This is a genomic window from Desulfosarcina cetonica JCM 12296 (assembly GCF_001311845.1).
Lineage (GTDB): Bacteria > Desulfobacterota > Desulfobacteria > Desulfobacterales > Desulfosarcinaceae > Desulfosarcina > Desulfosarcina cetonica.
This window is the reverse complement of the sequence record NZ_BBCC01000014.1, coordinates 1-24780: the sequence shown is the minus strand read 5'-3', so window position 1 is coordinate 24780 and position 24780 is coordinate 1. Positions and strand designations below refer to the sequence as shown.

At 56.2% G+C, this 24780-nt stretch carries 23 protein-coding genes and 3 pseudogenes; 14 read left to right on the top strand and 12 right to left on the bottom strand.

Going from position 1 to position 24780, the window contains the following annotated elements; genetic code table 11:
• Positions 1–75 precede the first annotated feature (75 nt).
• The 6 genes from JCM12296_RS05120 to JCM12296_RS50190 all read right to left on the bottom strand — a co-directional run bounded on the left by JCM12296_RS05120 (position 76) and on the right by JCM12296_RS50190 (position 4555).
• Entirely contained in the window at positions 76–498 is a 423-nt protein-coding gene (locus JCM12296_RS05120) for a hypothetical protein (protein WP_054690671.1), read from the bottom strand.
• A gap of 158 nt (positions 499–656) precedes the next feature.
• Complete coding sequence (locus tag JCM12296_RS50195) at positions 657–785, bottom strand: class I SAM-dependent methyltransferase (protein WP_083455852.1); 129 nt, start codon at positions 783–785, stop codon at positions 657–659.
• A gap of 224 nt (positions 786–1009) precedes the next feature.
• The gene (locus JCM12296_RS05115) at positions 1010–1207 is read right to left on the bottom strand and encodes a hypothetical protein (protein ID WP_157067387.1); all 198 of its coding nucleotides are present in this window, start codon (positions 1205–1207) and stop codon (positions 1010–1012) included.
• Between the two features lie 118 nt (positions 1208–1325).
• Positions 1326–3308 (bottom strand): FAD-containing oxidoreductase, encoded by a 1983-nt coding sequence (locus JCM12296_RS05110; protein WP_083455851.1) that lies wholly within the window; start codon positions 3306–3308, stop codon positions 1326–1328.
• A gap of 10 nt (positions 3309–3318) precedes the next feature.
• Entirely contained in the window at positions 3319–3804 is a 486-nt protein-coding gene (locus JCM12296_RS05105) for a TVP38/TMEM64 family protein (protein WP_174897329.1), read from the bottom strand.
• A gap of 253 nt (positions 3805–4057) precedes the next feature.
• Positions 4058–4555, bottom strand: coding sequence for a beta-propeller fold lactonase family protein (locus JCM12296_RS50190; protein WP_172683774.1), 498 nt, complete (start codon positions 4553–4555; stop codon positions 4058–4060).
• A gap of 246 nt (positions 4556–4801) precedes the next feature.
• On the opposite strand from JCM12296_RS50190, the gene JCM12296_RS05095 reads away from it, so the two are divergent.
• From JCM12296_RS05095 to JCM12296_RS05070, 5 genes and pseudogenes are all read left to right on the top strand, one after another.
• A complete protein-coding gene (locus JCM12296_RS05095; protein WP_054690666.1) occupies positions 4802–5137 on the top strand; it encodes a cupin domain-containing protein in 336 nt (111 codons plus the stop codon).
• 3 nt (positions 5138–5140) lie between these two features.
• Positions 5141–5527: a VOC family protein gene (locus JCM12296_RS05090; protein ID WP_054690664.1), complete on the top strand. Its 387-nt coding sequence runs from the start codon at positions 5141–5143 to the stop codon at positions 5525–5527.
• Positions 5524–6438: an NAD(P)/FAD-dependent oxidoreductase gene (locus JCM12296_RS05085; protein ID WP_246804006.1), complete on the top strand. Its 915-nt coding sequence runs from the start codon at positions 5524–5526 to the stop codon at positions 6436–6438. The genes JCM12296_RS05090 and JCM12296_RS05085 overlap by 4 nt, the downstream gene beginning before the upstream one ends.
• 412 nt (positions 6439–6850) lie before the next feature.
• A pseudogene (locus JCM12296_RS50185) lies at positions 6851–7389 on the top strand (hypothetical protein).
• Positions 7390–7394: 5 nt separating this feature from the next.
• Positions 7395–7772, top strand: coding sequence for a response regulator transcription factor (locus tag JCM12296_RS05070; protein ID WP_054690658.1), 378 nt, complete (start codon positions 7395–7397; stop codon positions 7770–7772).
• A 54-nt stretch (positions 7773–7826) separates the two neighbouring features.
• Here the strand turns inward: JCM12296_RS05070 and JCM12296_RS05065 are convergent, their stop codons facing one another.
• The gene (locus tag JCM12296_RS05065) at positions 7827–11711 is read right to left on the bottom strand and encodes a PAS domain S-box protein (RefSeq protein ID WP_157067386.1); all 3885 of its coding nucleotides are present in this window, start codon (positions 11709–11711) and stop codon (positions 7827–7829) included.
• Between the two features lie 614 nt (positions 11712–12325).
• On the opposite strand from JCM12296_RS05065, the gene JCM12296_RS05060 reads away from it, so the two are divergent.
• Both JCM12296_RS05060 and JCM12296_RS05055 read left to right on the top strand, forming a co-directional pair.
• A complete protein-coding gene (locus JCM12296_RS05060; protein WP_054690655.1) occupies positions 12326–12562 on the top strand; it encodes a hypothetical protein in 237 nt (78 codons plus the stop codon).
• Positions 12559–12897 (top strand): hypothetical protein, encoded by a 339-nt coding sequence (locus JCM12296_RS05055; RefSeq protein ID WP_054690653.1) that lies wholly within the window; start codon positions 12559–12561, stop codon positions 12895–12897. Before JCM12296_RS05060 ends, JCM12296_RS05055 begins: the two co-directional genes overlap by 4 nt.
• Before the next feature lie 20 nt (positions 12898–12917).
• On the opposite strand, the pseudogene JCM12296_RS43570 reads toward JCM12296_RS05055, so the two are convergent.
• The 5 genes and pseudogenes from JCM12296_RS43570 to JCM12296_RS05025 form a co-directional block, all read right to left on the bottom strand.
• A pseudogene (locus JCM12296_RS43570) lies at positions 12918–14098 on the bottom strand (hypothetical protein); the annotation flags it as partial.
• The gene (locus JCM12296_RS43565; protein WP_281491928.1) at positions 14002–15675 is read right to left on the bottom strand and encodes an SNF2-related protein; all 1674 of its coding nucleotides are present in this window, start codon (positions 15673–15675) and stop codon (positions 14002–14004) included. The pseudogene JCM12296_RS43570 and the gene JCM12296_RS43565, both read right to left, overlap by 97 nt.
• A gap of 175 nt (positions 15676–15850) precedes the next feature.
• Positions 15851–16996: a TRAP transporter substrate-binding protein gene (locus JCM12296_RS05035; protein WP_054690645.1), complete on the bottom strand. Its 1146-nt coding sequence runs from the start codon at positions 16994–16996 to the stop codon at positions 15851–15853.
• A gap of 63 nt (positions 16997–17059) precedes the next feature.
• Entirely contained in the window at positions 17060–18385 is a 1326-nt protein-coding gene (locus tag JCM12296_RS05030) for a TRAP transporter large permease (RefSeq protein WP_054690643.1), read from the bottom strand.
• Positions 18385–18918, bottom strand: coding sequence for a TRAP transporter small permease subunit (locus JCM12296_RS05025; protein ID WP_054690642.1), 534 nt, complete (start codon positions 18916–18918; stop codon positions 18385–18387). Before JCM12296_RS05025 ends, JCM12296_RS05030 begins: the two co-directional genes overlap by 1 nt.
• Positions 18919–19244: 326 nt before the next feature.
• Here JCM12296_RS05025 and JCM12296_RS43560 point away from each other — a divergent pair, with 326 nt between their 5' ends.
• The 7 genes and pseudogenes from JCM12296_RS43560 to JCM12296_RS43535 all read left to right on the top strand — a co-directional run.
• On the top strand, positions 19245–20021 hold the full coding sequence (locus tag JCM12296_RS43560) for a hypothetical protein (RefSeq protein ID WP_246804005.1): 777 nt from the start codon (positions 19245–19247) through the stop codon (positions 20019–20021).
• Complete coding sequence (locus JCM12296_RS43555) at positions 20018–20488, top strand: acetyl-CoA hydrolase/transferase C-terminal domain-containing protein (protein WP_246804004.1); 471 nt, start codon at positions 20018–20020, stop codon at positions 20486–20488. The genes JCM12296_RS43560 and JCM12296_RS43555 overlap by 4 nt, the downstream gene beginning before the upstream one ends.
• 33 nt (positions 20489–20521) lie before the next feature.
• Positions 20522–21118, top strand: coding sequence for a GNAT family N-acetyltransferase (locus JCM12296_RS43550; protein WP_246804003.1), 597 nt, complete (start codon positions 20522–20524; stop codon positions 21116–21118).
• Positions 21119–21229: 111 nt separating this feature from the next.
• On the top strand, positions 21230–23197 hold the full coding sequence (locus JCM12296_RS05015; protein WP_054690639.1) for an ASKHA domain-containing protein: 1968 nt from the start codon (positions 21230–21232) through the stop codon (positions 23195–23197).
• A 674-nt stretch (positions 23198–23871) separates the two neighbouring features.
• Entirely contained in the window at positions 23872–24477 is a 606-nt protein-coding gene (locus tag JCM12296_RS43545; protein WP_246804002.1) for a pterin-binding domain-containing protein, read from the top strand.
• Entirely contained in the window at positions 24384–24605 is a 222-nt protein-coding gene (locus JCM12296_RS43540) for a hypothetical protein (RefSeq protein WP_246804001.1), read from the top strand. The genes JCM12296_RS43545 and JCM12296_RS43540 overlap by 94 nt, the downstream gene beginning before the upstream one ends.
• Positions 24506–24780 (top strand): annotated as a pseudogene (locus tag JCM12296_RS43535) (acetyl-CoA decarbonylase/synthase complex subunit delta); the annotation flags it as partial. The gene JCM12296_RS43540 and the pseudogene JCM12296_RS43535, both read left to right, overlap by 100 nt.

Sequence of the window (24780 nt, the reverse complement as noted above, 5' to 3'; positions counted from 1 at the left end):
CGTGTACACACAAAACCGCACGAACCCGTGGTGCACAGGTTGAGGACGGTGCCCCCCTGCCGGTCTGGAAAAACCCTACATCGGAACACAAATGATCTTGGCTGGCTTTTCACTTCCTGGTTTCGCGCTCGACCCGCCAAACCATTTGACAGCCTGGTAGACATAATTCGCCCTGAAATTCGGCATCCCATCTTCAAGACAGATTTTTTTAAGCAGCAGGTCTGCATATGCCTTGTAGCGGGGTGATATTTCCCCTAACCGAAGCAATTGGTAAAGCGCATCGTGAACCAGTGATCCCCTCATAAAATCGGTCGTGTCAAATGTTGGTCCGCTGGGGCCGTCCCAAGCGTACCCTTTGGCAATTTCGAGATTCCCATCGGCATTCAATTTGAGATAAGGGGTCTCAATCTCATACCCTTTGATGTTGATATTGAGACCATAAGGCTCCATCAATTGGTATTTGTAGGGGGTCAATTCTCGGTAACAGGCTTTATCCATTTCATCTCCCTCCTTGATTAATCCGGTCGAAAATAGATGGGGACAAAGTAATCTGTAGTCATCCACCGTCTCAGAGGCGCTCAGTGGCTAATGTTCCTTAACCGCTTTGAGCGGTTCATCTGTCAAGCCTCCAGCTTTGCTGGAGGCTATGACGGTTGTTAACCGTAACCATCCATCCTTTGTAACCTGGAAACCATGTAGGGATCTATGTCTATGGCGACCACCTTGCCTCCGCTGAGACGGGCCAGTTCCATGGCTTGTTGTCCCAGGCCGCAACCGATCTCCAATATCCGTGGCTGTTCCGGCGAAGGGAGGAGCCATATGCCCGCCGGGTATACTTTAGGAAACGCCCACGCAATTCCTCGACGTTCAATGCCTTGTCTATATCCATCTTTTCAGGTAAGGCTATTGGCGTTCGATTTTCGGCAATGCAGCATAAGTACTGGATCGCCATTTTCAGAGACTTAACATATAGTTTCTAAAAGAAAATTTCCAGTTTCTTTTTTGGTAATTAGCTTAGTCCTAACGTGACCTGTTCACATAGGTGATCGAGATCGTCGAAGCGCGGCGCCCGTTCCAGGCGGCGCTGACAGTACAAAACGGCAGCCTCCACGCGCGCCGCCAGATCGGCTGTTTGACGGGCGCCGAAGTTTTTTACCTTCGAGATATAGAAGGAATACGGATTGAGTTCTGGCGTCCATGCCATCAATCGGCTTGAGCAATTCCTCTTTTTGATAATGTAATCGAAAAGATTCCCATGACTTCCGCCTATCGATTTTATGGGCTGCGGATAAACGCTGCATGGGTCCGTAATTATTTGTTTCCGGTCAACGTTTAAAGGCCATGAGACGATTGAAGATGCTTCTCACCGTCGGTGTCAGTCGCGAGCGGTTGTAGGCGTCGCCGCATTGGCGGATGGCCTCGGCCGCCGTCGGGTAGGGGTGGATGACGCTGGCCAGTTTGCCCAGCCCCATGCCGGCCTGCATGGCCACGCTGATCTCGCTGATCATGTCGCCGGCATGGCTGCCGACAATCGTCGCCCCCAGAATCCGGTCCTTGCCTTTTTTGACGTGAATCTTAACAAACCCTTCGGTCTCACCGTCCACAATGGCGCGGTCCACATCGTCGAAGGCCCGGTTGAGGGTAACGTATTCAATCCCGCGCGCTTCCAGATCTTTCTCGTAAAGTCCCACATGGGCGACTTCGGGATCCGTGTAGGTTGCCCAGGGAATGAGCAGATCGGAGAACTTGTCTCGGCCGTAAAAGAGGGCGTTGCGGATCACCAGGCGTGCCCCGAAGTCCGACATGTGTGTGAACTGGTACTTGCTGGCCACATCGCCCACGGCGTAAACATCCGGGTTGGTCGTCTGCATCCGGTCGCTGACCGTAATACCCGTGCGCTCGTCGTAATCAATGCCGGCCGCTTCCCTCCCGAAGCCGGTGACATTCGGCTTGCGGCCGGTGGCAATCAGAAGCGCATCGAACTCCAGCGACCGTTCTCCATGGGAATCTTCCACCGAGACGGTCACCGGCGGTTTTCCGTCCCTGCTTTCAACCCCCTTGAACGTGAGATTATAGGCGAAGGTCACCCCATCCTTCTCTAAAGCGGCCGCCACAACTTTGGCGGCGTCCGGGTCCTCCCTGGGCAGGATCTTGCTGTCGCGCGACAAAACCGTCACTTGGGATCCCAGACGCTGGAAGGCCTGGGCCATTTCGATGCCGATGGGACCGGCGCCGATGACGCCCATGCGGGCCGGCAGTTCGGTCAAGTTGAAAACCGAAGCGTTGGTGAGGTAAGGGGCCTGCTTCAGGCCCGGAATCGGGGGGACGGCCGCCGTACCGCCCGTGGCCACCACCGCCTTGGTGAATTTAAGCGTCTGGCCGTTGACTTCGATCGTGTTCCTGCCGGTAAAGCGACCTTTGCCCATAAAAACGTCCACACCGAGTTTTTCGCTGTAGCGCTGGGCCGAGTCAACCGGTGCGATGCCTGCCCGCAGCCGCCTCAGCCGTTCCATGACAAAACCAAAGTCCACCAATATCTCACCGCCGACCTTTATGCCAAATTCGGGGGCACGGCGCACGGCGGCCGCCGCCTTGGCGCAGCGCAGCAATGCCTTGGACGGCACACAACCCACCGTCAGGCAGTCGCCCCCCAACAGGTGTGACTCGATCAGCGCGACCCGTGCCCCGACACCCGCCGCACCGGCCGCGGAAACCAGGCCGCCGGCGCCGATTACCACCAGATTGTACGAGGGCTTGGGTTTCGGGTCCACCCACACCTTGGGGTGGAGCAGATCCAACATGCGGGTATTGTACGCATCGAGCGGTGATACACCGCATGTTTCCGGATCGACCTGCTCAAAAGAAGCCAAATCCGGGTCCCGTTCAGGAATATCCGGCTGAAGGGTCATCCGCCGGCCTTCCGGATTCGTCGGCGGTGCGATGAAATCGGTCCAGCTGACCGTACTGCCATCGGGTTTACGTGCCACACGGCCGTGGTCTTCATCGGAAATGAACCGGTAAAACAATTTCTCGTTCTTGAACGCGTGTTCGTCCAATACATGATGAAACACCCCGGCATCCAGCAGCATATTGCCGATGTGCATGGCGTCTTCCACATCGAGGGCAATTCCCTTCTTTATGAGTTGAGCTACCGCTTCGCTGCCGACGAAACATTTTGGATATGTCCTGGGGCGGAACCCATAGGTGCGGTCCTTGACGTCGAATAGCGCTTTAATCCGTTGGGTGAGGCTTTCGAGGCTTTGACCGTCGAAACTCGCATTTACTTCGTCTTGGTTTTCCGTTTTCATCGTTATCTCCTTATCTAATCGGGCCGCCGGTCATGCCTCGCTGATATCCACTCTCCTGAATTTTTGTTGAAAAAGCGCCCTCTTTCGCGATGCCTGCGTTGATCGCTGCGAGTTTGTCGCCGAACTTGTTCTGGACCCATTCGCGCAGCAAAAACCGGGAAGCCAGACAGGCCAGGGTGGCGCCGATGGTGCTGGCGAAGGAGACCACCACGGCCCCGACCACCAGTCCGAACAGGCCGCCACCCGCCAGCGTGAGAACCGCGGCGCCAGGCAGCGACAGCGCGGTGACCGCGATATAGACGGCCATATACACAACAATGACGAGAAAACGGTGGGAGAGATAGAGCACCTGAAACTTCTCCTGGGAAGCTTTGATGTAGTCGAGGGTCAGGTATTGCCCCAGATCGAAGTACCGGAAGGCAACGGCGCCCAGGCCAATCAGCGCCACCATGGCCAATTTCATAATCGCCTTTTGCTTCTTGTTATCGGATTCCATTTTGTGTTCCTCCATTTTCGCTGCAGTTTCCCTCGATGGTCGGATACCGGGCTCTCCCGCTTGCAAGGAACGGCTTTCCCCGGAATCGATCCAGGCATCAGGCTGTGATTCCATGTTTCTGACCTCGGTATTCCCCTATTGTCACGCGTTGGAGGGATCTACTCTTTCCGCATTTGTACGTGGCCGGCGGTATCTGGTTTATTTTAGCGCCGGCCACGCTAAAAAGGGTGGGCTCGTGACTGCGATGGCCACACTACCAGGCCGCAATCCCCTGAAACCCGGAGGCGGGCTCAACAACATCGATTTCATCGATAAATGCAAGGGTCCCGTCGCGCCTTACGCGAAATATGCTAACGGTACCGAAACCCCCATTTTGCGTGTAGACGAACCGGCCGTCGCGCGTCATCGCCAGGTCAATGTTCAACGCACCGTCTCCCACGGGGAAGACACCGACTTCCGAAAGAGAGCCGTCTCTTTGGATCCGGAAACCGGACAAGCTGCCGGAGCCTGTGTTCGCTGCATATACGAGGTCGGCGTACCGACTCTTCGTTCCGACAATCCAGCAGGTCGCAGCCTGCCCGGTTTCCACGGAAGCGTTCGGGCCTTCGACTACACCATCATCAAGGTCATAGGACGTAATGGTGCTTACCCCGGGATCTGTAACGACCAAGCGTTCCCTGGAATCGAAGGTAAACCCGAAAGGCACGGGGCCGGGGAAGTCGGGGATGGGGATGATTTTATGCGTTACCATACTCAAAAGCATAAAAATTATTGGATAGGCTCTGTTCCTTTTTGAACGAGTTCAGCTAAAAATGCGGAGAAAATTGGCGTTGAAAAACATGAGCGTTTTCACCAAATGCTGTCCGAGCTTGGAAAAATCTATTTGCAGTGATTAGTTTTTTAAAACATAGCGAATCAAACCCGGTTCGGGATTCAGCAGTGTGGTCGATATGTTGCCATCGCGTCAACCCGATCGGGTAAAAGCAAGGAGGACCATATGAACGAACAAGCCAATGCACCCAAAGGTATAGCGTTTAACCTGGAAAGCCACATTGAATACGCCGCCGGCGCTGTGGTGAGCAAGACATTGATAAAAAAAGAAATTGGCAACATCACCTTGTTCGCCTTCGACCAAGGGCAGGGGCTCAGTGAACACACGGCGCCCTTTGACGCCGTGGTCCACATCTTAGATGGAAAAGCGGAGATAACCATTGGCGGCCAGCTGCAAACCGTGAATACCGGCGAGATGCTGATCATGCCTGCAAATATTTCTCACGCACTTCAGGCCACGGAAAGATTCAAGATGCTATTGGTCATGATCCGAGGGGAATAGCTAATGACATTGGTATCCGCTGTAAAAAGGGCCAACACGATTCTTTACGCCAGGCGCTGGAAGGAGTCGGTGACCTTTTACCGCGATCGCCTGGGGCTTGAGATTGCTTTTCAATGCGATTGGTTTGTTGAATTTCGATTAACCCCTACAGCTTTCTTAAGTGTGGCGGATCAATCCCGGGCAACAATAGCGAGCGCAGACGGCAAAGGCATCACCTTGTCCTTCCAGATCGACAATCTTCAAACGGCGCATAACGCGTTTATCATGGACGGACTGGTGCCAACAAAGATTCGCTCCAACGTTATGGGCGCCGATGTGTTTTACCTTTTCGACCCGGAGGGCAACCGCATTGAATTCTGGAGCCCTTTGGTTCAAAGGAGAAAAATATGAATAAAAATGAATTTTACGATGTGGTGGTAGTGGGTGCCGGACCGGCAGGTCTTCAAGCGGCTATCCATGCATCCCGCAAAAAGGTGTCGGTGCTGGTGCTGGGAAAGGAGCACAAAAGCAGCCTGTTTCGGGCGCACGTGGAGAACCTGGTGAGTTTGTTCAATGCCACTGGCAAAACGATGCTGGAAACCGGCCGACGGCAAGCGAAAAACTTCGGCAGCCAATTCATGGATGATGATATCTTGAAGATTTCCATGGATAACAACCTATTCCTGTTCGAAACGGAAAGCGGTGGTCTATTCACATCCAAGTCCCTGATTCTGGCCACTGGTACCGCCCGGAACACGTTGCGGGTCAAGGGCGAAAAAGAGCTTGTCGGTAAAGGTGTCAGTTATTGCGTCGACTGTGACGGTAATTTTTACCGAGGCGAGGACGTGGCTGTGGTGGGCAGTGAAAGTGCTGCTGCTGACGGAGCCCTGACCCTAGCCGAGATCGCTGGAAAAGTGCATTTGATTTGCGACGATCTGAAGGTCTCCGAGACATTGCTGGAAAAGCTCGATAGCAGCCAGGTAGTGGTGCACCGGGGGGCCAAGGTTAAAGAAATTTCCGGTCAGGAAGATGTCAATGCGATCGTTCTCGATGACGGCACAACGCTTTCCGCTTCTGGTGTATTCATTGAACTCGGGGCAAAAGGATTGATGGGGTTGTCTACATCTTTGGGCGTGGCATTGGATGATACGATGCGGTTCATTCAAACCGACAAATCCCAGCGCACCAACATCCCCGGTATATTTGCTGCCGGTGATATTTGTGGCCCACCCTGCAGGTTGCCAAAGCCGTGGGTGAAGGGTGTGTCGCTGGTATCAATGCAGCCGACTATGCAAGAAAGTTATAGCCGGCTCCATAGTTGATTTTGATATCAATCAAACGTGTTTGGAAAGCTGGCGAGGGGTTTTCAGGACTGTCCGGGCATTACCGATGAAGCCGTCAATAAAGCGCTGCTGATTGAGATCTAAAGCGCAAGGGTGAAATAGTAAGATTCAGATGCCCCGTTGATCCCTATACGGTGTTGCCTCTACGGAGAGGCAAATTGACTTAAACCGGTTTTACGTTCCATTGCTCCCTAAACCCCAAGCTCGCCAGAGCCTCGCCGATTCTCCCAGGGCCACGTTTAAACCGTTAATCGACCACTCAGTGCAAGCCCGCTCGTTTCATCATTTCACCTTTCAACACAAGGAGGCGCCTATGTTTTGCTATCAATGTGAACAAACCGCCAAGGGTACCGGATGCACCGTTCTTTGAAGACGATGCGGACAAAGGGAGGTGACCGTCGGCTTCGCCCGCAATGCCGTTCTCGGGGTGGCCGATAAGGTTATCGAAGCGGTCAAGGGTAAAGCCATCCGCCACTTCTTTCTGGTGGCCGGCTGTGACGGGGCCAAGCCCGGGCGCAATTACTATACGGAATTCGTCGAAAAAGTACCCCAGGACTGTGTGGTACTGACCCTGGCCTGTGGCAAGTTCCGCTTTTTCGACAAAAAACTTGGCGATATCGGCGGCATTCCGCGGCTTCTGGACGTGGGGCAATGCAATGATGCCTATTCCGCGATCCAGATCGCCAGTGCCTGGCAAATGCGTTCGGGGTGGGAATCAACGAACTCCCGCTCTCGCTGATCATTTCCTGGTATGAGCAAAAGGCGGTCTGCGTGCTGCTGGCGCTGTTGCACCTCGGGATGAAGGGCATCCGGCTGGGGCCTTCCCTGCCCGCGTTTCTGACACCCAACGTGCTCGACACGCTGGTGAAAAATTTCGATATCAAACCCATCGGGACGGCCGACGAGGATCTGAAAGCGATCCTGGGATAGGCGCAATGAAATCAATACTAATTGTCGATGATGACGCCAATGCCAGGGAGGCATTGCGCAGAACCCTCGAGCGCGCTGGCTACACGGTGCTTCAAGCCTGCGACGGAAATGAAGCCATTGAATGGTTCAACAATCATCATCCAGACTTGGTCATCATGGATCTTTTCATGCCGGAAAAAGAGGGGCTGGAAACAATTTTTGATTTAAAAAGAGAACATAAAGATATCAAAATAATTGCTATTTCAGGCGGCTGGAAGGTCGGCTCACAAAACTACTTGGAGGCCGCCTTGGAGCTGGGAGCCGATGATTATATCGCCAAACCATTTAATTCTGAAACATTGATGACCACTATCAACAAGGCTTTGTCCGCTTCGGTATCATGAATGTCGGTATTGGGTCTAAGAAATAGTATATTTTCTATTATATTAAATTCTTAATCATTTTTTTAACTTCCGATTAAAGACATCTCTGACTTTCACCCCCAGATCTTTTTTGGAAAACGGTTTCTGGATAAAATTAACGCCTTCCTCCAGCACCCCCCTATGGGCGATGACATCCGCAGTGTAGCCGGACATGAACAGGCATCGAAGTCCTGGGCAAAGCGCCTCTATCCGTTCCCATAGCTCACGACCGTTCATTTCAGGCATGACAATATCTGTTATCAGCAAGGCGATGTCGCCATGGGCTCCGGCAAGTTGAATCGCTTCCGACGGCATGGAGGTCGCCAGGGTATCAGACCCCAAGCCGCGCAGCATTTTATCTGCTAATCTCAGGGTCTGGGGCTCATCCTCGACAATCAATATCCGTTCGTTGCGGCCCTCGGGTATTGCCTCGACGCCCTGTTTCCGCTCCTCAAGATACGCACCGTGGTATCTTGGCAGATAAATTTTGAATGTCGTTCCCTTGTCTGGTTCACTGTATACGTTTATAAAGCCGCCATTCTGTTTGACGATGCCATAAACGGTGGCCAGTCCCAAGCCGGTGCCCTGACCAACGCCTTTGGTGGTAAAAAAAGGTTCAAAAATCTTATCTTGGGTTTCCTTGTCCATGCCACATCCATCATCGCTGACCGCCAGCATCACAAAATCGCCCGCAACAAAACCGGCGTGATCAGCGCAGTACGCCGTATCAAACGTCATCTTGCCCGTTTCAATGGTGATTTTTCCAATATCGGTGATAGCGTCCCGGGCATTTACGCATAGATTGGCCAGAAGCTGATCGATTTGGCTGGGATCCATCTTGATCGGCCACAACTGCTTGCCTGGGTTCCAGGACATATCGAGGTCCTCACCGATCAGGCGTCTGAGCATTTTCAGCATGCTCTCTACTGTCTGGTTAAGATCCAATACTTTCGGAGAGATGGTCTGCCGCCTGGCAAACGCCAGCAACTGCCGGGTAATGTCTACTGACCGCTTCCCTGCGATCAGGATTTCATTCAGATCGTCATAGAGTGGATCCTGCGGCCTGACCTTTTCCATGGCCAGGTCAGCATACCCGAGGATCACGCTGAGCATATTGTTGTAGTCATGGGCCACGCCACCGGCAAGTCGTCCAACGGCCTCCATCTTCTGGGCTTGCCTGAACTGTTCCTGGGTTTTTGCCAGATCTGCCATGGAGGTGTCCCGCTCTATCTTGATTTCCAATGAGTGCAAGGCAAACGAGACGTCGGAGGCCATCTCCACCAGCAGGTCGTCTTCATCGGGATGGTCTTCCATACCGCCTGAGAGAAAGGTCATCATAAAACCATATCGCCGGCCTTCATGGGAAAGACTGACGATCAGTGGGTTTTGATCCTTATTCGATTTTTGATAGTTCGAACAATGATTGCAAAATTGTTCGTTATGCCCCCTGACAATTACTCCCAGATTGGCCATTGCATGGCGGCCACAATGGGACACCTCTCCGTGATCGAGCATCTCGGACAGGCAGGACTCGATTTGTCCGGCCACGGCATGCTCAACTGTCCAGTCCCCTTTTTCATCGGTTAACGCGATGACGACAGCATCGAATCCGCGGGCTTCCACCAGCAGGTCACAGACGCCCTGGATCAGTCGGGTCCGGTTCTTCTCATATGCCAGAAGCTTGTTTACATCCCTGATGCCACGAAGAACATTGTTGAGATGAAGGACCTTCGCCTCGGCCATTTTTTTCGCCAGAGCGTTGGCAATGCTGTCGGCAATGCGTCTGTACAAGGCGATCAAATCAGGCGTAAAGCGCCCTTTCTGCTTGTCATTCAGCTGTAAAAGTCCGTATGTCTGGTTGCCCGCACGCAACGGAATCAGGGCCACGGATTCGTAGCCGACACCGTTGCAGCGGTTTCTCGTACGGGCCTGACGATCGGCGTCGGTGGTCGTTGCCAGAAGCTCGGTGGTGCAATTGCTCCAAAAACTTCCGTCCGTGGTAAAAAAATTCCTGGACGGATCGAATTTACCGCGCAGGATATTGCCGCACATGCATTCCAATAACGGCCGCCCTTCGGCATCGCGTTCAACCTTGCCGTGCTCGTCGTAGTTGCATAGGTATTTTTCCAGGCGGACAAATTGCTTAGAGAATCCCAAGGTCGTGTAATAGGGATAATCCGGGCCTTCTTTCAAACGGATGCCGACAGCCGCGCAATGAGACCACTCCTGAAGGCGGTTCAGAATCGTGTGAAGAAGGGTGTCCATGTCATCGGCCGCATTGATCAGTTGAAGGGCATCAACCATCATGCGCTGCTCGTCCTGGACGCGTTTTCGATCAGTGATGTCCCGCCCGATTCCCAACACACCGGCGATCTGGCCCTTTTTGTCGTATATGGGTGCTTTTATCGTTTCGAGAATTTCACGATGCCCATCGTCGGCGAACGTGATCTCTTCTTCATTGATGCTGGGGCCTCCTCTTGCGATGGCTTTTTCATCTTGCTCGTGGAAAAGATCAGCCAGTTCTTTTTCAACGAAGTCATAGTCGGTTTTACCCACGATATCCCGCTCTTTGGCACCCAAAAAGCGTTCAAACCTGGAGTTGCAGGCCAGGTAAGTTCCCTGCGGATCTTTCAGCCAGACCAGGTCCGGAATCGTCATCACCAGCGATCGCAGCTTCGATTCACTACTTTTCAACGCCTGCTCAATCTGTATGCGATCGGTGACATCGGCCGAGAAAATAACAATGCCGCCAACTTCTCCGTCAATGGTGTACCAGGGACGGACCTCCCAGTTCAGCCACTGGATGTTTCCATCAAGGCGTTGAAAAGGGTCGTTTTCTTCCCGTACGACTTCGCCTGACAAGCCCCGGATGTGCACGGCTTTCAATCGGTCCGGCAACTCGGGGAACAGCTCATAATGGGAGGTGCCGATAATCTCCTGTTCGCCGAGCCTGAAATCTTCCATCCATCTGCGGCTGACTGCAACGTAGCGCATTTCACGGTCGAACATGGCAAGCGAAGCCGGAGCATGGTCGATGAACAACCGTAATCGCTGTTCGCTCGCCTTGAGTTTATCCTCCGCTTGCTTACGGTCCGTGATGTCTCTGGCGGCGGACACGCGTACCGATCTACCGTGGTACTTGATATTTTTCGATATGATCTCAACCGGAAATCGTTCCCCATCGCATTTGATGCCAATGACTTCGTATACCCCCTCAAAGCCGGAAGCGAGCTTCTCCTGAACCTTTTGAAAACTTTCCGGAGTAAGGTGCTTTGACATTATCTGCTTGCCGATGATTTCGTCTACCGAACGGTATCCCAGCATCGTGGCAAATGTGTGGTTGGCATCAAGTATGACGCCTTGGTCATGTATCTGAATGCCTTCGAACGTTGCTTCAGATAAAAATTTGAATCGGGTCTCGCTTTCCTGCAACTTTTTCTCGGCCTGTTTTTGCTCGGTAATATCTATCCCCACAGACTGGTAAGCAGTCGGCTTTCCACATCCATCGAAAAGCGCCCGATTTGTCCACTGCTGCCAGCGGGTCGCGCCATCGGTGGCGATGACCCGATGATCGCGGGACCGGACGGCCAACTGCGGGGTCTTTGCCGTGATATCAGATAGCACCGCTTCGCGGTCGACCTCGGGTATCAGGGAAAGGAAGTTTGAGCCCACCAACGCTTTGGCGGATTTGCCGAAGTAGTTACAATAAGCGTCGTTTATGAAGGTGATTTCACCACTTGGAAGGTAACTGCAGATCAGCACCGGCAAGTCATGCAAGAGTTCGCAATGCTGTTGGATGGTTTCCCTTAGCGCATTTTCAATAGCACGTTGTTTCGCCTTGGCCTCCTCCAGCTCCCGAACGCGTTGTTTCAGATCTTCGTAGGTCGGTTTTTCAAACATTGATTTATCGTCGTAGGTCATGTGACCGCCCACCCCCTCAAACTCGAGCGTAACCAACAATCATAGATTTGTTCCTAAGATGGTTTTTGTTGATCATAGAAGGATATTTGTTTCCGAACAAGGAAAAAGAGTATAATTTGAATAGGTTTCGGAAAAATCCAACAACAGAATGACGTGTTCCAAAAAACTTCGTTTTCGGTAGGATCATGCCACCTGCATCACCAGGGGCGAGCCACTACTTCAATTTTTTTTGAATAGTTGCCACTTGATCTTGCACGAGCTGTAAAAAAGCAATGATTTGGTCGTATAGGCCAACTGCAACATCTCTGACCAAAAGCACGAAAGTTTCCCGGGCAAGCGCTGAGAGCTCAATCTGTTGGCGCGATGCCAATGGATGTGTGTCAACTACCACGGCAAATATTGAAATCCATTGACGGAAGAAACCTGTGGTTGCATCGCAAAGGAGCGGCTTCAGTTGGAAAGGGATTTGCTGTTGTACCCGCGCGGTTTATTAGCTACGTTCACTGCTGGGATACCAATACATTTGCAAATAAAGTATAAAGTGAGCCCGGAATCGTTATTCCGAGCCGCTACAGTCATGGAACCGACTGGTAGCCTCTCAACCGGAGACCCAAATGATGACCAGAATCAACCTTTACCGGCGTGTATGGCCGTTTTTCCTTATCGCAGGGCTCGTGCTTTTGGGCGCCATCGACCGGCAAACCCAGGATGCGCTCAAGGTCCGGCATCTCTTGAAAACCATCCAAAGCACACCGCCCCGGCCGGACGGCAAGGAACGCTCGGCCGAAATCACCCAGCCGGAAGTCAACGCCTACATTGCCTGGCGCCTGGCCCATGAAAAAACACGGTGATCGACGCCATGACCGTGGATCTTCTGGACGACAACCGGGTGGCCGGAAAAATCCGCTTTGACGCGGCCCGGCTCAACCTGGATGCCCTGTTGGGGGAGGCCCTGAATTTCGATTTCCAGGGGATTGTCACCACGCGTAACCGCGAGGCTCGCCTGGAGCTGATTTCCGTGTCGCTGAACGGTCAGCCGGTCCAACCCGAGGTGCTGGACTACGTGATCGACTTGGCGGCAGCCTACTATGGCACACCGGTCAGCGGACTGAACGACTGGTATGCTCTGCCAGAAGGCATCAACCGGATTGCCGTGAAAAAATCCGTGGCCGTGCTCTACTATTAACCCTGACGGACAGAGGGCCGTTATCCCAAAAAATTCCCCTTGGCCACCAGCCGCAAGGCATCCAGCCGGACCGTGGCCGCCTCCAGGGCGGCCAGTACCGCCTTGCGTTCCGCACCGGCGTCTTCGATGGTCCCTTGGTCAATGGCCGCATTGACGCGGCTGAGGGATATGAGACGGCCGACGCCCTCGTCCAGGTGCCGTTGGGCGGCCTGGCGGGCTTTCGCCACCAGGGAGCGGGCCTGGTCCTCGGCAAAACCTCGACCGGCGGCCAGCATGTCGGGAATCAGTCGCGAGACGGCCGGCAGCAGCCGGGCAAACAGATCGGCCGGTCCATCGGACAGACGGACCGACGCAGGCATCGCCGCCGTCCGATCCTCAAGATGATGGTCCACCACCACCCGGATGGGGGTTGGCGATAGGCTCGCATTCACGATCGGGTTGTCGCCGATCGCCGACGCCACCACGAACACGAGTTCCAGAAAAATATCCGGCGCCCCGTCGTCCGGCCAGTGGGCGAAGGCCACGCTGCCCTTGCCACTGCCCAAGTAAAGATCCATGGCACCGGTCACCAGGGGATGGTCTCCGGTCAAAAACCGAGATCCTCACGGGTCAGCGAAAGGCTGCGATCCAAGGTCACGTTCATGCCCGACGGACGGAAGCCCGGCAGCGGGTCGGCGTAGCGATGATCGGGAACCAGCCGGAAAACGCCTTCCGCCAACGGATCCATGCCGATGCCATGGGCATCCAGCAGGGCTTCGACCAAGGGCGCAAAATCGCTGTCCTGATCAACGGCACGGATATCGGCAATCAGCCGTTCGATTCCCTCCGACGGCAAGGCGTCGAGTTCCAAAAGCCGGTCCCGGCCGGTATCGATACGCCGCTGCTGACGGGTTACGGCCACCCGCCCGCTACGGAGCAGGCGCTCCAGGCAGGCGGGCGCGACCGGACGGTCCTGGTCATCCATCAGCGCGGCCAGGGGACCACGCAGGCGACGGGTCACCCATCCGGCCGCCGGAATGTTGGCCGTGAAGGCGCCCATGGCCTCATGATACCATCTGGCCAGCACCTCACCGCCGGTTCCCCGCACAAAGGGGATCAGCACGTTCACCACGCCACGCTGGCCGATGCGGTCCAGACGGCCGATGCGCTGTTCCAGAAGTTCCGCGTCCCAGGGAAGGTCGAACAAAACGAGCTTGCGGGCGAACTGGAAGTTGCGCCCCTCGCTGCCGATCTCCGAGCAGAGCAACAAACTCGCCCCGCCGGCTCGGCAAACCAGGCCGCATTGCGGTCGCGCTGCACCAGGGTCATGGCCTCGTGATAGCGGCCAATACCGGCGTTGATGCGCCGCTCCAGGGCGTCGAACAAGGCATTGACCTTTTGGGCGGACCGACAAATCAGGAGAATTTTATCCTCCCGATGGGACCGCAGGTAGCCTTCCAGCCAATCGACCCGCGGATCCTCACTGAAATCCAATGCCGCTTCCAAGGGATGGTCGGCACCATCATCCAGGCATTCCCGATTGAGCCGACCCAGCAGCCGATGGTTGGCGGAATCGGTGGCAAGGGGCACCAACTGCACCTCACGGCCGGGAAAGCCGGTCACCGTGCGCCGGGTGGTCTTGAACATCACCCGGCCGGTGCCGTGCCGGTCGATGATCCGCCGCATCAGGCGACGCCGGCCATCCGCCTGGTTAAGTTCCGCCGCCACGGCCTCGGTGGAGAGATTCAACAGACGGGCCAGCGGCGTCAGCGCTTCCGGGTCCACGGAATCCCGGCCGTTCAGCGCTTGAACCAAACGGGCGATCTCGCCGAAGGTTTCACTCTCCCGCTGGAACCGCCGGTAGTCCGGATATCGATGGGGATCCAACAGGCGCAATCGGGCAAAGTGGCTATGGGCGGCCAGGTGACCGGGAGTGGCGGTGATCAGGACCATCCTTGGCGTCTTTTGTCCCAGACGTTCAACCGCATTGAAAAGCGCTTCCCCCGGATGCATGTGGTGGGCTTCGTCCACCACGAGCATGTCCCAGTCGCCCTGGTGCAGATGCTTGGCCATTGCCGGCGGTGCCTGGGCCACGACGCTGAACCCGCAAAGGCAAAGCGGCTCATCGGCAAAGGGATTTTCCGGTGGGGTCGGATCCACCGGCATCACCATGGCATCGCCGTCGAAAATACGAAACCGCAGGTTGAAACGCCGCGCCAGTTCCACGAACCACTGCACCACCAGGGCATCGGGAACGATCAGCAGAACCCGGCTGATTCGGCCGGTGGTGATGAGGCGATGCACGATCAGGCCCGCCTCGATGGTTTTACCCAGGCCGGTTTCATCGGCCAACAAAACGCGGGGCATGCGGCGGCGGCAGGCCTCGGCGGCAATGGCGAACTGGTGCGGGATCAGGTCCACCCGCCCGCCCACGAATCCATGGGCCGGGGAACGCATCATCCGCCAGCGGTAGGCGAGGATGCGACGGCGCAGATCGAAGTAACCGGAAGGGTCGCGCTGACCGGCCATGAGCCGTGCCTTGGGCGTCTCCAGCGCCAGGTGGCCGGAAAGATGATCCTCGGGCAGGCGCCGGCCGTCCGCCCAGTAAATCGTCAAGCCGTCCTCATGGGTTACCCGCGTGATCGTACGGGTCGTGCCGCTGTCATCGGCCACCCGATCGCCAGGCTGAAAGGTCACGCGTCGCAAGGGAGCGTTTTGGGCCGCATAGATGCGCACCAGGTTACCATCGGGAAACCGCAGGTGGACCCGCCGGCCCTCCACGGCGGCGACAATCCCCACCCCCAATTCGGTTCCATCTCACTGCTCCACCGCTGTCCCTGCACGAATTCGGTCATAGTCCTCCCGTTTCCACAAAGGCCGCCTTAACAAAAAAAATCGGCCCCGCGAAACACCTCGGAACCGATGGTAATCTAATGCAGGCCGGCGCCAACGCAAGGCGTGCCGGACAAGGGGGTTATCCCTTGAGGGAAAACTTGGGCTGGATGAAGTTATAGTAGGCCGTCTCGGAAACGCTGCCCCAGGTGCCCACCACCTTCTGGAAATTCCTGAACGCTTCGTTGACCTTGGTGGCGATGGGGGTCTTGGAGGCCTCCTCGGCCACGACTTCATCGGCCAGGACGCGCAGGTCGGCAAGGACCGGGTCGGGAAACTGTACCAGCTCGACCTTTTTCTCGTTGATCAGGGTCTGCAGGGCCTGGCCGTTCCGGGCCTCGAATTGGGCCAGCACCCAATGCTCGGTCTCCACACAGGCCGCGTCGATAATCTGCTGCAGGTCCGTGGGCAGGCTCTCATAGGCCTTCTTATTGAAGAAGTACTCCAGATAGGTCCCTGGTTCGTGCCATCCGGGGTAGTAGTAGTATTTGGCCGCTTGATAGAGCCCCAAACGCAGGTCATGCAGGGGGCCGACCCATTCGGTGGCATCGATCACGCCGCGCTCCAGGGAGGTAAAAATCTCACCGCCGGGCAGGAGGACCACGGTTCCGCCGGCCTTGGCCACCACCTTGCCGCCCAGGCCCGGAATTCTCATCTTGAGGCCCTTGTAGTCGTCGATGGTGTTGATCCGCTTGTTGAACCAGCCGCCCATCTGCACGCCCGTGGAGCCGCCGGGGCGAGGAATCAGGTTGAAGGGCGCATAGGTCTCTTCCCATAATTTCAATCCGTCGCCGCCGTGAAACCAGGCACTCATGCCCTGGCCGTTGAGGCCGAACGGGACGGCGGCAAACCACTGGGTGGCCGGTTCCTTGCCGGCCCAGTAATAGGCGGCGCCGCTACCCACCTCGACAGTGCCGTCGGAAACCGCCTGGAAACTCTCCAGGGCCGGGACGAGTTCACCGGCGGCGAACACCTGGATCTTGATGCGGCCGTCGGACAGTTCGTCGATGCGTTTGGCCAGGCGCTCGCAGCCGTCCTGAAGCACCGGCAGTTTCGGCGGCCAGGTCGTCACCATGCGCCACGCGTAGGTCTTTTTGGTTACGACGGCCGGGGCCTGCGACATTTTCGCGTCTTCTTCCTTCTTGGAGCAGGCCACCAAGCCCGCCGTGGCCGCTGCAGCCGTTGCCGCGCCGATTCCGGCCGTTTTCAGGAATTCTCTTCTTTTCATCGCTGATGCCTCCTTTTGTGGGGAAATGGATGGAAAGCTTGAAACAGAACGGCACATGAACGCTCAGGGGCCAAACACCACTTTCGGCAGCCAGGTGGCCAGTCGGGGGAACAGGACCACGATGATCAGACCGATGACCTGCACCAGCACGAAGGGAATAATGCCCCGGTAGATATGCCCGGTAGCGATTTCCGGCGGCGTCACCGCCTTCAGGTAGAAAAGCGAAAACCCGAAAGGCGGCGTCATGAACGAGGTCTGCAGGTTGACCGCGATGAGAATGCAAAACCAGACCGGGTCGAAGCCGAATTCGATCATGATCGGTGCCAGCACGGGAACGTGAATGAACGTAATTTCGATAAAATCGAGGAAAAAACCGATGACAAAAATCAACCCCATGACGATCGCCAGCACCATGTTGTGGCTGTATTGATGCGCCAAAGCGCCCAAAAAATGCCGCACCAACCCATCGCCACCCAGGCCTCGGAAAACCAGGCCGAAGGCTGCCGCGCCGCACAGGATGATGAACACCATGCAGGTGAGCCGCAGGGTGGTCTGCATCACCTCATGCAGAATCGCCATGGAAAATTTACGGTTGGCCACGGTGAGCGCGATGGCACCGACAGCGCCGACGGCGGCCGCTTCCGTCGGTGAAGCGATGCCCGCAAAAATGGAGCCCAACACGGCAATCATGAGAAACAACGGCGGAAACAAGGCTCTGCCCACACGCCGCAAGAGCTCGCGGCCGGTGATGGCCGCCAGTTCAGCCCGGGGAATGGCCGGAGCCCATTCGGGTTTCAGCCAGGCGATAATGAAAATGTAGGCGATGAACAAGCCGACCAGCAACAGGCCGGGCAATACCGCCCCCATGAAGAGGTCGCCCACGGAGACACCGACGATATCGCCGATGAGGACGAGGACGATGCTGGGCGGAATGATCTGCCCCAGGGTTCCGGAGGCGGATACGGTACCGGTGGCCAGCTCCTTCTGGTAGCCACGCCGGAGCATCGTGGGTACGGCCAAAAGGCCCATGGTCACCACCGTGGCGCCGACGATGCCGGTGGAAGCCCCCAAGAGCGCGCCGACCACGACGACACTGATGGCCAGGCCGCCGCGGACACGGCCGAAAAGCAGGCCCATGGTGTCGAGCAGTTCCTCGGCCAGTCCGGAACGTTCCAACATCACGCCCATGAAGACAAAAAGGGGCACGGCAATCAGGGTGACATTGGTCATCACCCCCCAGATGCGCAGCGGCAGAAGATCGAAAAAGGACCAGCCGAAACCGATCAGGCCGAAACAAAGGGCGGTTCCCATCAGGGTGAAGGTGACCGGGAAGCCGGCCATGAGCAGAATCGTCAGCGCCAGGAACATCCACGCGGGCAGAAACTCCATCAGCGCGTCTCCTCCTCAACCGTTTCGACGCCCAGGATTTGCAGCAGGGCATGAATGCCCATGGAAATCCCCTGCAGAAGCAAAAGGACATAGCCCACGGTCATGGTGCCCTTGATGATGAAGCGGTAGGGAATGCCACCCGGATCGGGAGACCCTTCGAGCATGGAAAAGGAATTGCCGACGAATTTCCAGGAGGTGCCGATCACCATCAAGCAACCCGGGATCAGAAAAAAAATCACCCCGATGAAGTTGACCCAGGCCCGCCCCTTGGTGTCGAGGCGTTGGTAGATGATATCCACCCGTACATGCCCGTCGTGGAGCAAGGTGTAACCGGCACCGATCAGAAAGATAAAGGCAAACAGATGCCATTCCAATTCCTGGGTGAAGACGAAACTGGCTTTGAACAGGTACCGCATGATCACATCAACAAACACCACCACCACCAGCAACAGGGTCACCCAGGAAACCCCGCGTCCGATGATTTCGTTGGCATGGTCGATGAAACCGCTCACCGCTTTCAAGAGTTTGACCATGAACACCGCCTGAAGGTTGACGGACGGGTGTATCGAAACGCGATTTTTTTTAGAGATCACCAAGGATCGTGCATGTCATGCTGCGCCCGAAGCTGCCCACCGGTTGAGCACTGCCGGAATTTTTCACTAAATCGTTCAAATTGTTACAATAGGTGGTGGACATTGTCAACATCAAGAAAAAATGAACGCTATTCACCATCCATCCCCTATTGCCAAAGGCGGGTCGACGGGATATGAATATAGACCCAATTAAAAACGATTGTTCTCTATATATAATAAGGAGCATCGACGGCAGGCGCTCCATCCCCTTATCGGAGGGATCAGACATGGCAGACAGCACATACTGGGCGGACAGTTATATCGAAAAGTGTTGCACGGCCGAAACGGCGATCGGACATATCCGGCCTGGCCAGCGTGTTTTCATTGGTTCTTCCAGCGGCGAGCCCCAACACCTGGTGAGAACTTTGGCACAAATGGCCGACCGGTTCACCGACCTTGAAATCGTGCGCCTCATGTCCATGGAAACCACGCCGCTCAGCGCCATCGCCGCGCACAGCCGCGGCCAGCGACTCAACATCCGCTCGTTCTACCTGGGGTCGGCGAAATCGAAGCACCTGGCCGAAAAAGCCCGGTTCATCACACCGCTCAACCTGTTTTCCGTTCCGCGGCTATTCAAGACCCGCCGCTTGCCCCTGCATGTCGCTCTGATCCAGGCCACCCCACCGGATGATTTCGGCTGGATGAGCTTGGGCGTATCGGTGGACATCACCCTGGCCGCCGCTCACTCGGCCGACCTGGTCATCGTCCAGGTCAACCCGCAAATGCCCCGGGTGCTGGGCCGCAGCTTCATCCATGTCAATGATGTGGATCTGGTGGTGGAGCAGGAGGAACCCATCCTGGCCCTGCCGGACGTGGCCGCATCCGAGGCAGCAGGCGCCATTACGCGCTTTGCCGCACGATTCATCAGGGATGGCGCCACTTTGCACATCAGTTCGGACGCGGCCCTGCAAGCCATCTTGGCCAGCCTTTCCGAGAAAAACGATCTGGGCATTCACACCCAGATCGTCACCGATGAAATCATGCAACTGTTTGCCCGCGGGTGATCACCAACCAGTACAAGGGGCTCAACAACGGCAAGGTCGTGGCCAGCGGCGCCATCGGTTCGGCCAACCTCTATGAATTCATCAACGACAATCCGGCCATTGAATTTCACCCGTCGGAATACGTTAACTCGCCATCGACTATCGCCGCGCACAACAACATGACCGCCCTTTGCGTGGGCATGGCCGTGGACCTGACCGGTCAGGTGGCGGCCGACGCCATGCCGTTCAACAAACTGTCCTGCGTCACCGGCATGCTCGATTTCATCCGCGGCGCCGCCCAATCCGAGGGCGGCAGAAGCATTATCGGCATTCCCGCCACCGCCCTGGGCGGCAAAAAGAGTCGCATTGTTCCCATCCTGAAGAATACGGTGGTGGTGGTTCCGCGTGGTGACGTCCACTATGTGGCGAGTGAATTCGGCATCGTCAATCTGTTCGGCAAGAGCTCCAGGAACGGGCCATCGCCATGATCAGCATCGCCCATCCCGATTTTCGATGAATTGATGTTCCAGGCCAAAAAGCTCAACCTGATCGGCGGTGATCACACCCTGGTGGGCAGCCTGCACGGCGTCTATCCGCTCCGTTTGGAGGAGACCCTGACGATCGACGGCGAAACCGTTACCATTCGCCCGGCCAAACCGGTTGACGAACGACAAATTCAGGAGCATTTTTACGAGCTGGACAAAAACGATATCCTTCTGCGCTTTTTTCATGAGAAGACCAGTTTCGTCCACGATGACGTGGGAAAGGCATCCCAGGCGGATTATATCAAAAATCTCACCATCCTCGCCCTCGCCGGCGATGTCGGCTTCGGTCGGGTGGTGGGCATCGGCGAGTACCTGCTGGATCCGGAAACCAACATGGCCCGGGTGGCCTTCTCCGTGAGCGGCCCGTGGAAGCGCAAGGGACTGGGTGGACGCTTGATGCAAAAGCTTTTCGAGGGTGCCCGAGACAATCGAATCCTTGGATTCACGGCGTACACCATCCCCGAAAACCAGGCCATGATCAGTTTATTCAAAACGCTGCCGGCGAATGTCACGACAACGATAGAAGACGACATGCTCATGCTGTCTTGCCGATTCGATGATCCGCTAACCTGAATCAAAGCGGCACCATGAGCGACCTGGGGAACTGAATCCTTCACCGGCGGCCATCGCATGTCTCACTTCATAATTATACATATGGTGCCCATCCAGAAAGGGGAATGATTCATGACCACAACCCATCGCATCACATTTCTACCCCATAACCGAGAAATTACGGTCAACGACGGTGAAACCCTGATTCGTGCCGCCATGGATGCCGGCATTCATATCAATGCCTCCTGTGGCGGTGAGGGCGTCTGCGGCAAGTGCCGGGTGATTATTGAAGCCGGTGCAGTGGAAGGCGGCCTTAGTGAGCAAATAAGCCCGGCTGACCGCGAAAAGGGCTACCGGTTGGCCTGCCGGTCAATGGTGACCGGTGATGTAACCGTCCGCGTACCGGTGGAATCGGCCATCGACAGCAGCGTCCTGCGTCAAAGCTACGTTCCGCGGCGCACGGCGCGGATCCAGCAGAAAGACCTGAACGACCTGAAGGAGGCCGGTCTTTTCCTGCCACCGATGGAGAAGGTCTACATCGAGTTGCCCGAACCGGACAACCAGGACCATCTGCCCGATGTGACCCGTCTGGTCAGCCATCTGAAATTGCACCACGACGAACACCGCCTGACGGTCAGCCTGCCCGTGATTCGCAAGCTGCCCGACGTGCTGCGCAAGGACCGTTTCCGGGTCACGGCCACGCTGGCCCGCCCGGTGTTCGAAAGCGGCAAGACCGAGATCATCAATGTCCAGGCCGGCGACACCAGCGAGCGCAACTATGCCATCGCCATGGATATTGGCACGACCACGATCTACGGCCAGCTGATCGACCTGAAGAGCGGTGCCGTGCTGGCCGAGCACGGCGACTTCAACGCCCAGATCAGTTACGGCGAGGACGTGATCAGCCGGATCGTGTATGCCGAGAAAGAGGGCGGCCTGGAACGGCTGCAGCAGGTCGTGGCCGAGACCATCAACACCATCATCAAAAAAATCATCCGCCAGGCCAAGGTCGATCCCGAGGATATCGCCGCCATCACCCTGGCCGGCAACACCACCATGACCCAGCTCTTGCTCAAGGTCAATCCCCGTTACATCCGTCGCTCGCCCTACGTACCGGCCTCCACGCTCTATCCACCCATCCGGGCGGTGGACATCGGCCTGGCACTGGACGACCACGTCACCGCCCTGGTCTACCCGGCCGTTTCCAGCTACGTGGGCGGCGATATCGTCGCCGGGGTCATGGGGTCGGGATTGTATCTGGACGAACGCCTGACCCTTTTCATGGATATCGGTACCAACGCCGAAATCGTCATCGGTAACAAGGATTGGCTGGCCTGTGCGGCCTGCAGCGCCGGGCCGGCCTTCGAAGGCGGCGGCATCAAGTTCGGCATGCGGGCGGCCAAGGGCGCCATCGAGGACTTCTCCCTGGATCCGATTACCTGGGAACCGATGCTCATGACCATCGGCAGCGTGCGGCCCAAGGGCATCTGCGGATCGGGGCTGATCATCATGACCGCCGTGATGTTCGAATTGGGGCTGATCAACAACCTGGGCAAATTCAACCGTGATCTGCCCACCCAGCGCCTGCGTGAGGACAACGGCGTATGGGAATACGTGCTCGCCTGGGCCGCGGAGACCCAAATCGACCGGGACATCGCCCTGACCGAAATCGATATCGAAAACCTGATCCGCGCCAAGGGCGCCATCTTCAGCGGTTGCATGACCCTGTTGGCCGAGGTGGGCATGAGCATGCAGGATCTCGACCGGATTATCCTGGCCGGCGGCTTCGGCAGCTATGTGGATCTGGAGAAGGCCATGACCATCGGCCTTTTGCCCGAAATCGATCCCGAGAAGGTCATTTTCATCGGCAACAGCTCCCTTTTGGGCGCCAAGATGAGCAGCCTGACCAACCGCATCCGCCGGGACGTGGTGGAGGTCACCCGGAGCATGACCAGTTTTGAGCTCTCCGAAACCATGTCGTTCATGGACAATTATGTCGCCGCTCTGTTCCTGCCGCACACCGACCTGAACCAGTTTCCGCGATTAAAGGAACGGCTGGCCGCCCGACGAAGCGCCCTCGGCCCCCCCCAAACGGCATAAACGTCCTGATCTGGCATTGTTAGCCATATCCCAAAAAGAATTCAGCCTTCGGTGCCTTCCGCGGACCACCGAAGGCTGAATTTCATCTAGTCGGAAATTCGGATTTTATCACACTCCTCTATTGACAAATAAACCCTTCAACAGATAAGAATATCGCCTGGTTCTACCGCCTTCGGGAAGCGGCGCGCCGTCTTGGCCAAGACGGCGCTTAACTTAAGTAGTTAAACAAGCTGTTCATCCGACAGGCAAATAAATCCTTATTTGCACACCAGAGGATCGTATTGCCGATGAGGCGTTACTTGAAGACAAAATCTGACAACCGTTGTCTTGACTTCAGCCGATTCCCGTACCCGCCCACATCCTTCCCCGGCATCCTATCTACCGTCGTAGATTACGCATATACAAAAAAATACTTTATGAAAGGGGGGCTGAGCGCATCAGATGCTGGCCGTATTTCTGTTTCTGCACAGCGGCCGTGAAACAACAACGGATCACCGTAACATTTTAGTAAACCGCAATCATTAACCGGTAGCTGATAAGGAGGTAACTTTGAGTCTCGAATTCTACAAGGAATCCTACGCAGGAGCAATCAAGGCGATCTCCATTGGTAAGGGCGACAAAGCCATTACGTCGGAGGCGAAACCTGCTACCCGTTCTATCAGTTTGAAGGGGAGATGCCCTACAAACCGAAAATTGCCATGGAAATCTGGGACATGGCACCCGAAGAGTGGCCGGCCGCCGCATTGGAGCCGTTCAAAGACGTGGTTTCCGATCCAGCCGCCTGGGCCAAAAAATGCGTCTCCGAATACGGCGCCGAACTGATTGTGCTGCAGTTGAAAAGCACCGATCCCAACGGCACGGATGCCAGCCCGGAAGATGCTTCCGCCACGGTGAAAAAAGTGTTGTCCGCCATCGACGTTCCCCTGGTCGTGTGGGGCGTGGCCAACCCTGCCAAGGACGAAGCCGTCTTCAAGAAAATCGCCGAGGACTGCCAGGATGTCCAGCTGACCCTGGGCCCGGTGGAAGACAAAAACCACAAGGGTATCGGCGCCGCCTGCATGGGCTACGGCCATGCCATCATCAGCTCTTCTCCCATCGACGTCAACTTGGCCAAGCAGGTCAACATTCTCCTTGAAAACCTGGGCATGCCATGGATCGCGTGGTCATCGACCCCACCACCGGTGGTTTGGGTTATGGTCTGGAGTACTCTTACTCGGTTATGGAACGTCTCAGAATGGCCGCCATGGCCCAGGGTGACGACAAGCTGCAGATGCCCATGATCAACAACCTGGCCAACGAAATTTGGAAGTGCAAGGAAGCCAAGCAGACCGTGAAGAAGCGCCCACGCTGGGTGATCCGGAAAAACGCGGCATTCTCATGGAAGCCGTGGGTGCCGTCACCTACCTGATGGCCGGATCGGACATCCTGATCATGCGCCACCCCGAGGCCGTCCGACTGGTCAAGTCCTTCATCGATATCACCATGGACGGCGGCAGCCTTGCCGATCTCGCGCCCATCGCCAAACGTCTCGAAGGCGTTTCCGTGGATCTGGCCGCCCTGGCCCCGGCACCGGATCTGACCAT

Coding starts and splice junctions, on each gene's coding strand:
- JCM12296_RS05065 (WP_157067386.1), bottom strand. CDS start 11,711: ATGACCTACGACGATAAATCAATGTTTGAAAAACCGACCTACGAAGAT.
- JCM12296_RS05030 (WP_054690643.1), bottom strand. CDS start 18,385: ATGGAGTTTCTGCCCGCGTGGATGTTCCTGGCGCTGACGATTCTGCTC.
- JCM12296_RS05060 (WP_054690655.1), top strand. CDS start 12,326: ATGATGACCAGAATCAACCTTTACCGGCGTGTATGGCCGTTTTTCCTT.
- JCM12296_RS43560 (WP_246804005.1), top strand. CDS start 19,245: ATGGCAGACAGCACATACTGGGCGGACAGTTATATCGAAAAGTGTTGC.
- JCM12296_RS05015 (WP_054690639.1), top strand. CDS start 21,230: ATGACCACAACCCATCGCATCACATTTCTACCCCATAACCGAGAAATT.
- JCM12296_RS43550 (WP_246804003.1), top strand. CDS start 20,522: ATGTTCCAGGCCAAAAAGCTCAACCTGATCGGCGGTGATCACACCCTG.
- JCM12296_RS05110 (WP_083455851.1), bottom strand. CDS start 3,308: ATGAAAACGGAAAACCAAGACGAAGTAAATGCGAGTTTCGACGGTCAA.
- JCM12296_RS05085 (WP_246804006.1), top strand. CDS start 5,524: ATGAATAAAAATGAATTTTACGATGTGGTGGTAGTGGGTGCCGGACCG.
- JCM12296_RS05095 (WP_054690666.1), top strand. CDS start 4,802: ATGAACGAACAAGCCAATGCACCCAAAGGTATAGCGTTTAACCTGGAA.
- JCM12296_RS05025 (WP_054690642.1), bottom strand. CDS start 18,918: ATGGTCAAACTCTTGAAAGCGGTGAGCGGTTTCATCGACCATGCCAAC.
- JCM12296_RS05070 (WP_054690658.1), top strand. CDS start 7,395: ATGAAATCAATACTAATTGTCGATGATGACGCCAATGCCAGGGAGGCA.
- JCM12296_RS50190 (WP_172683774.1), bottom strand. CDS start 4,555: ATGGTAACGCATAAAATCATCCCCATCCCCGACTTCCCCGGCCCCGTG.
- JCM12296_RS05105 (WP_174897329.1), bottom strand. CDS start 3,804: ATGGAATCCGATAACAAGAAGCAAAAGGCGATTATGAAATTGGCCATG.
- JCM12296_RS05035 (WP_054690645.1), bottom strand. CDS start 16,996: ATGAAAAGAAGAGAATTCCTGAAAACGGCCGGAATCGGCGCGGCAACG.
- JCM12296_RS05090 (WP_054690664.1), top strand. CDS start 5,141: ATGACATTGGTATCCGCTGTAAAAAGGGCCAACACGATTCTTTACGCC.
- JCM12296_RS05120 (WP_054690671.1), bottom strand. CDS start 498: ATGGATAAAGCCTGTTACCGAGAATTGACCCCCTACAAATACCAATTG.
- JCM12296_RS43545 (WP_246804002.1), top strand. CDS start 23,872: ATGCCCTACAAACCGAAAATTGCCATGGAAATCTGGGACATGGCACCC.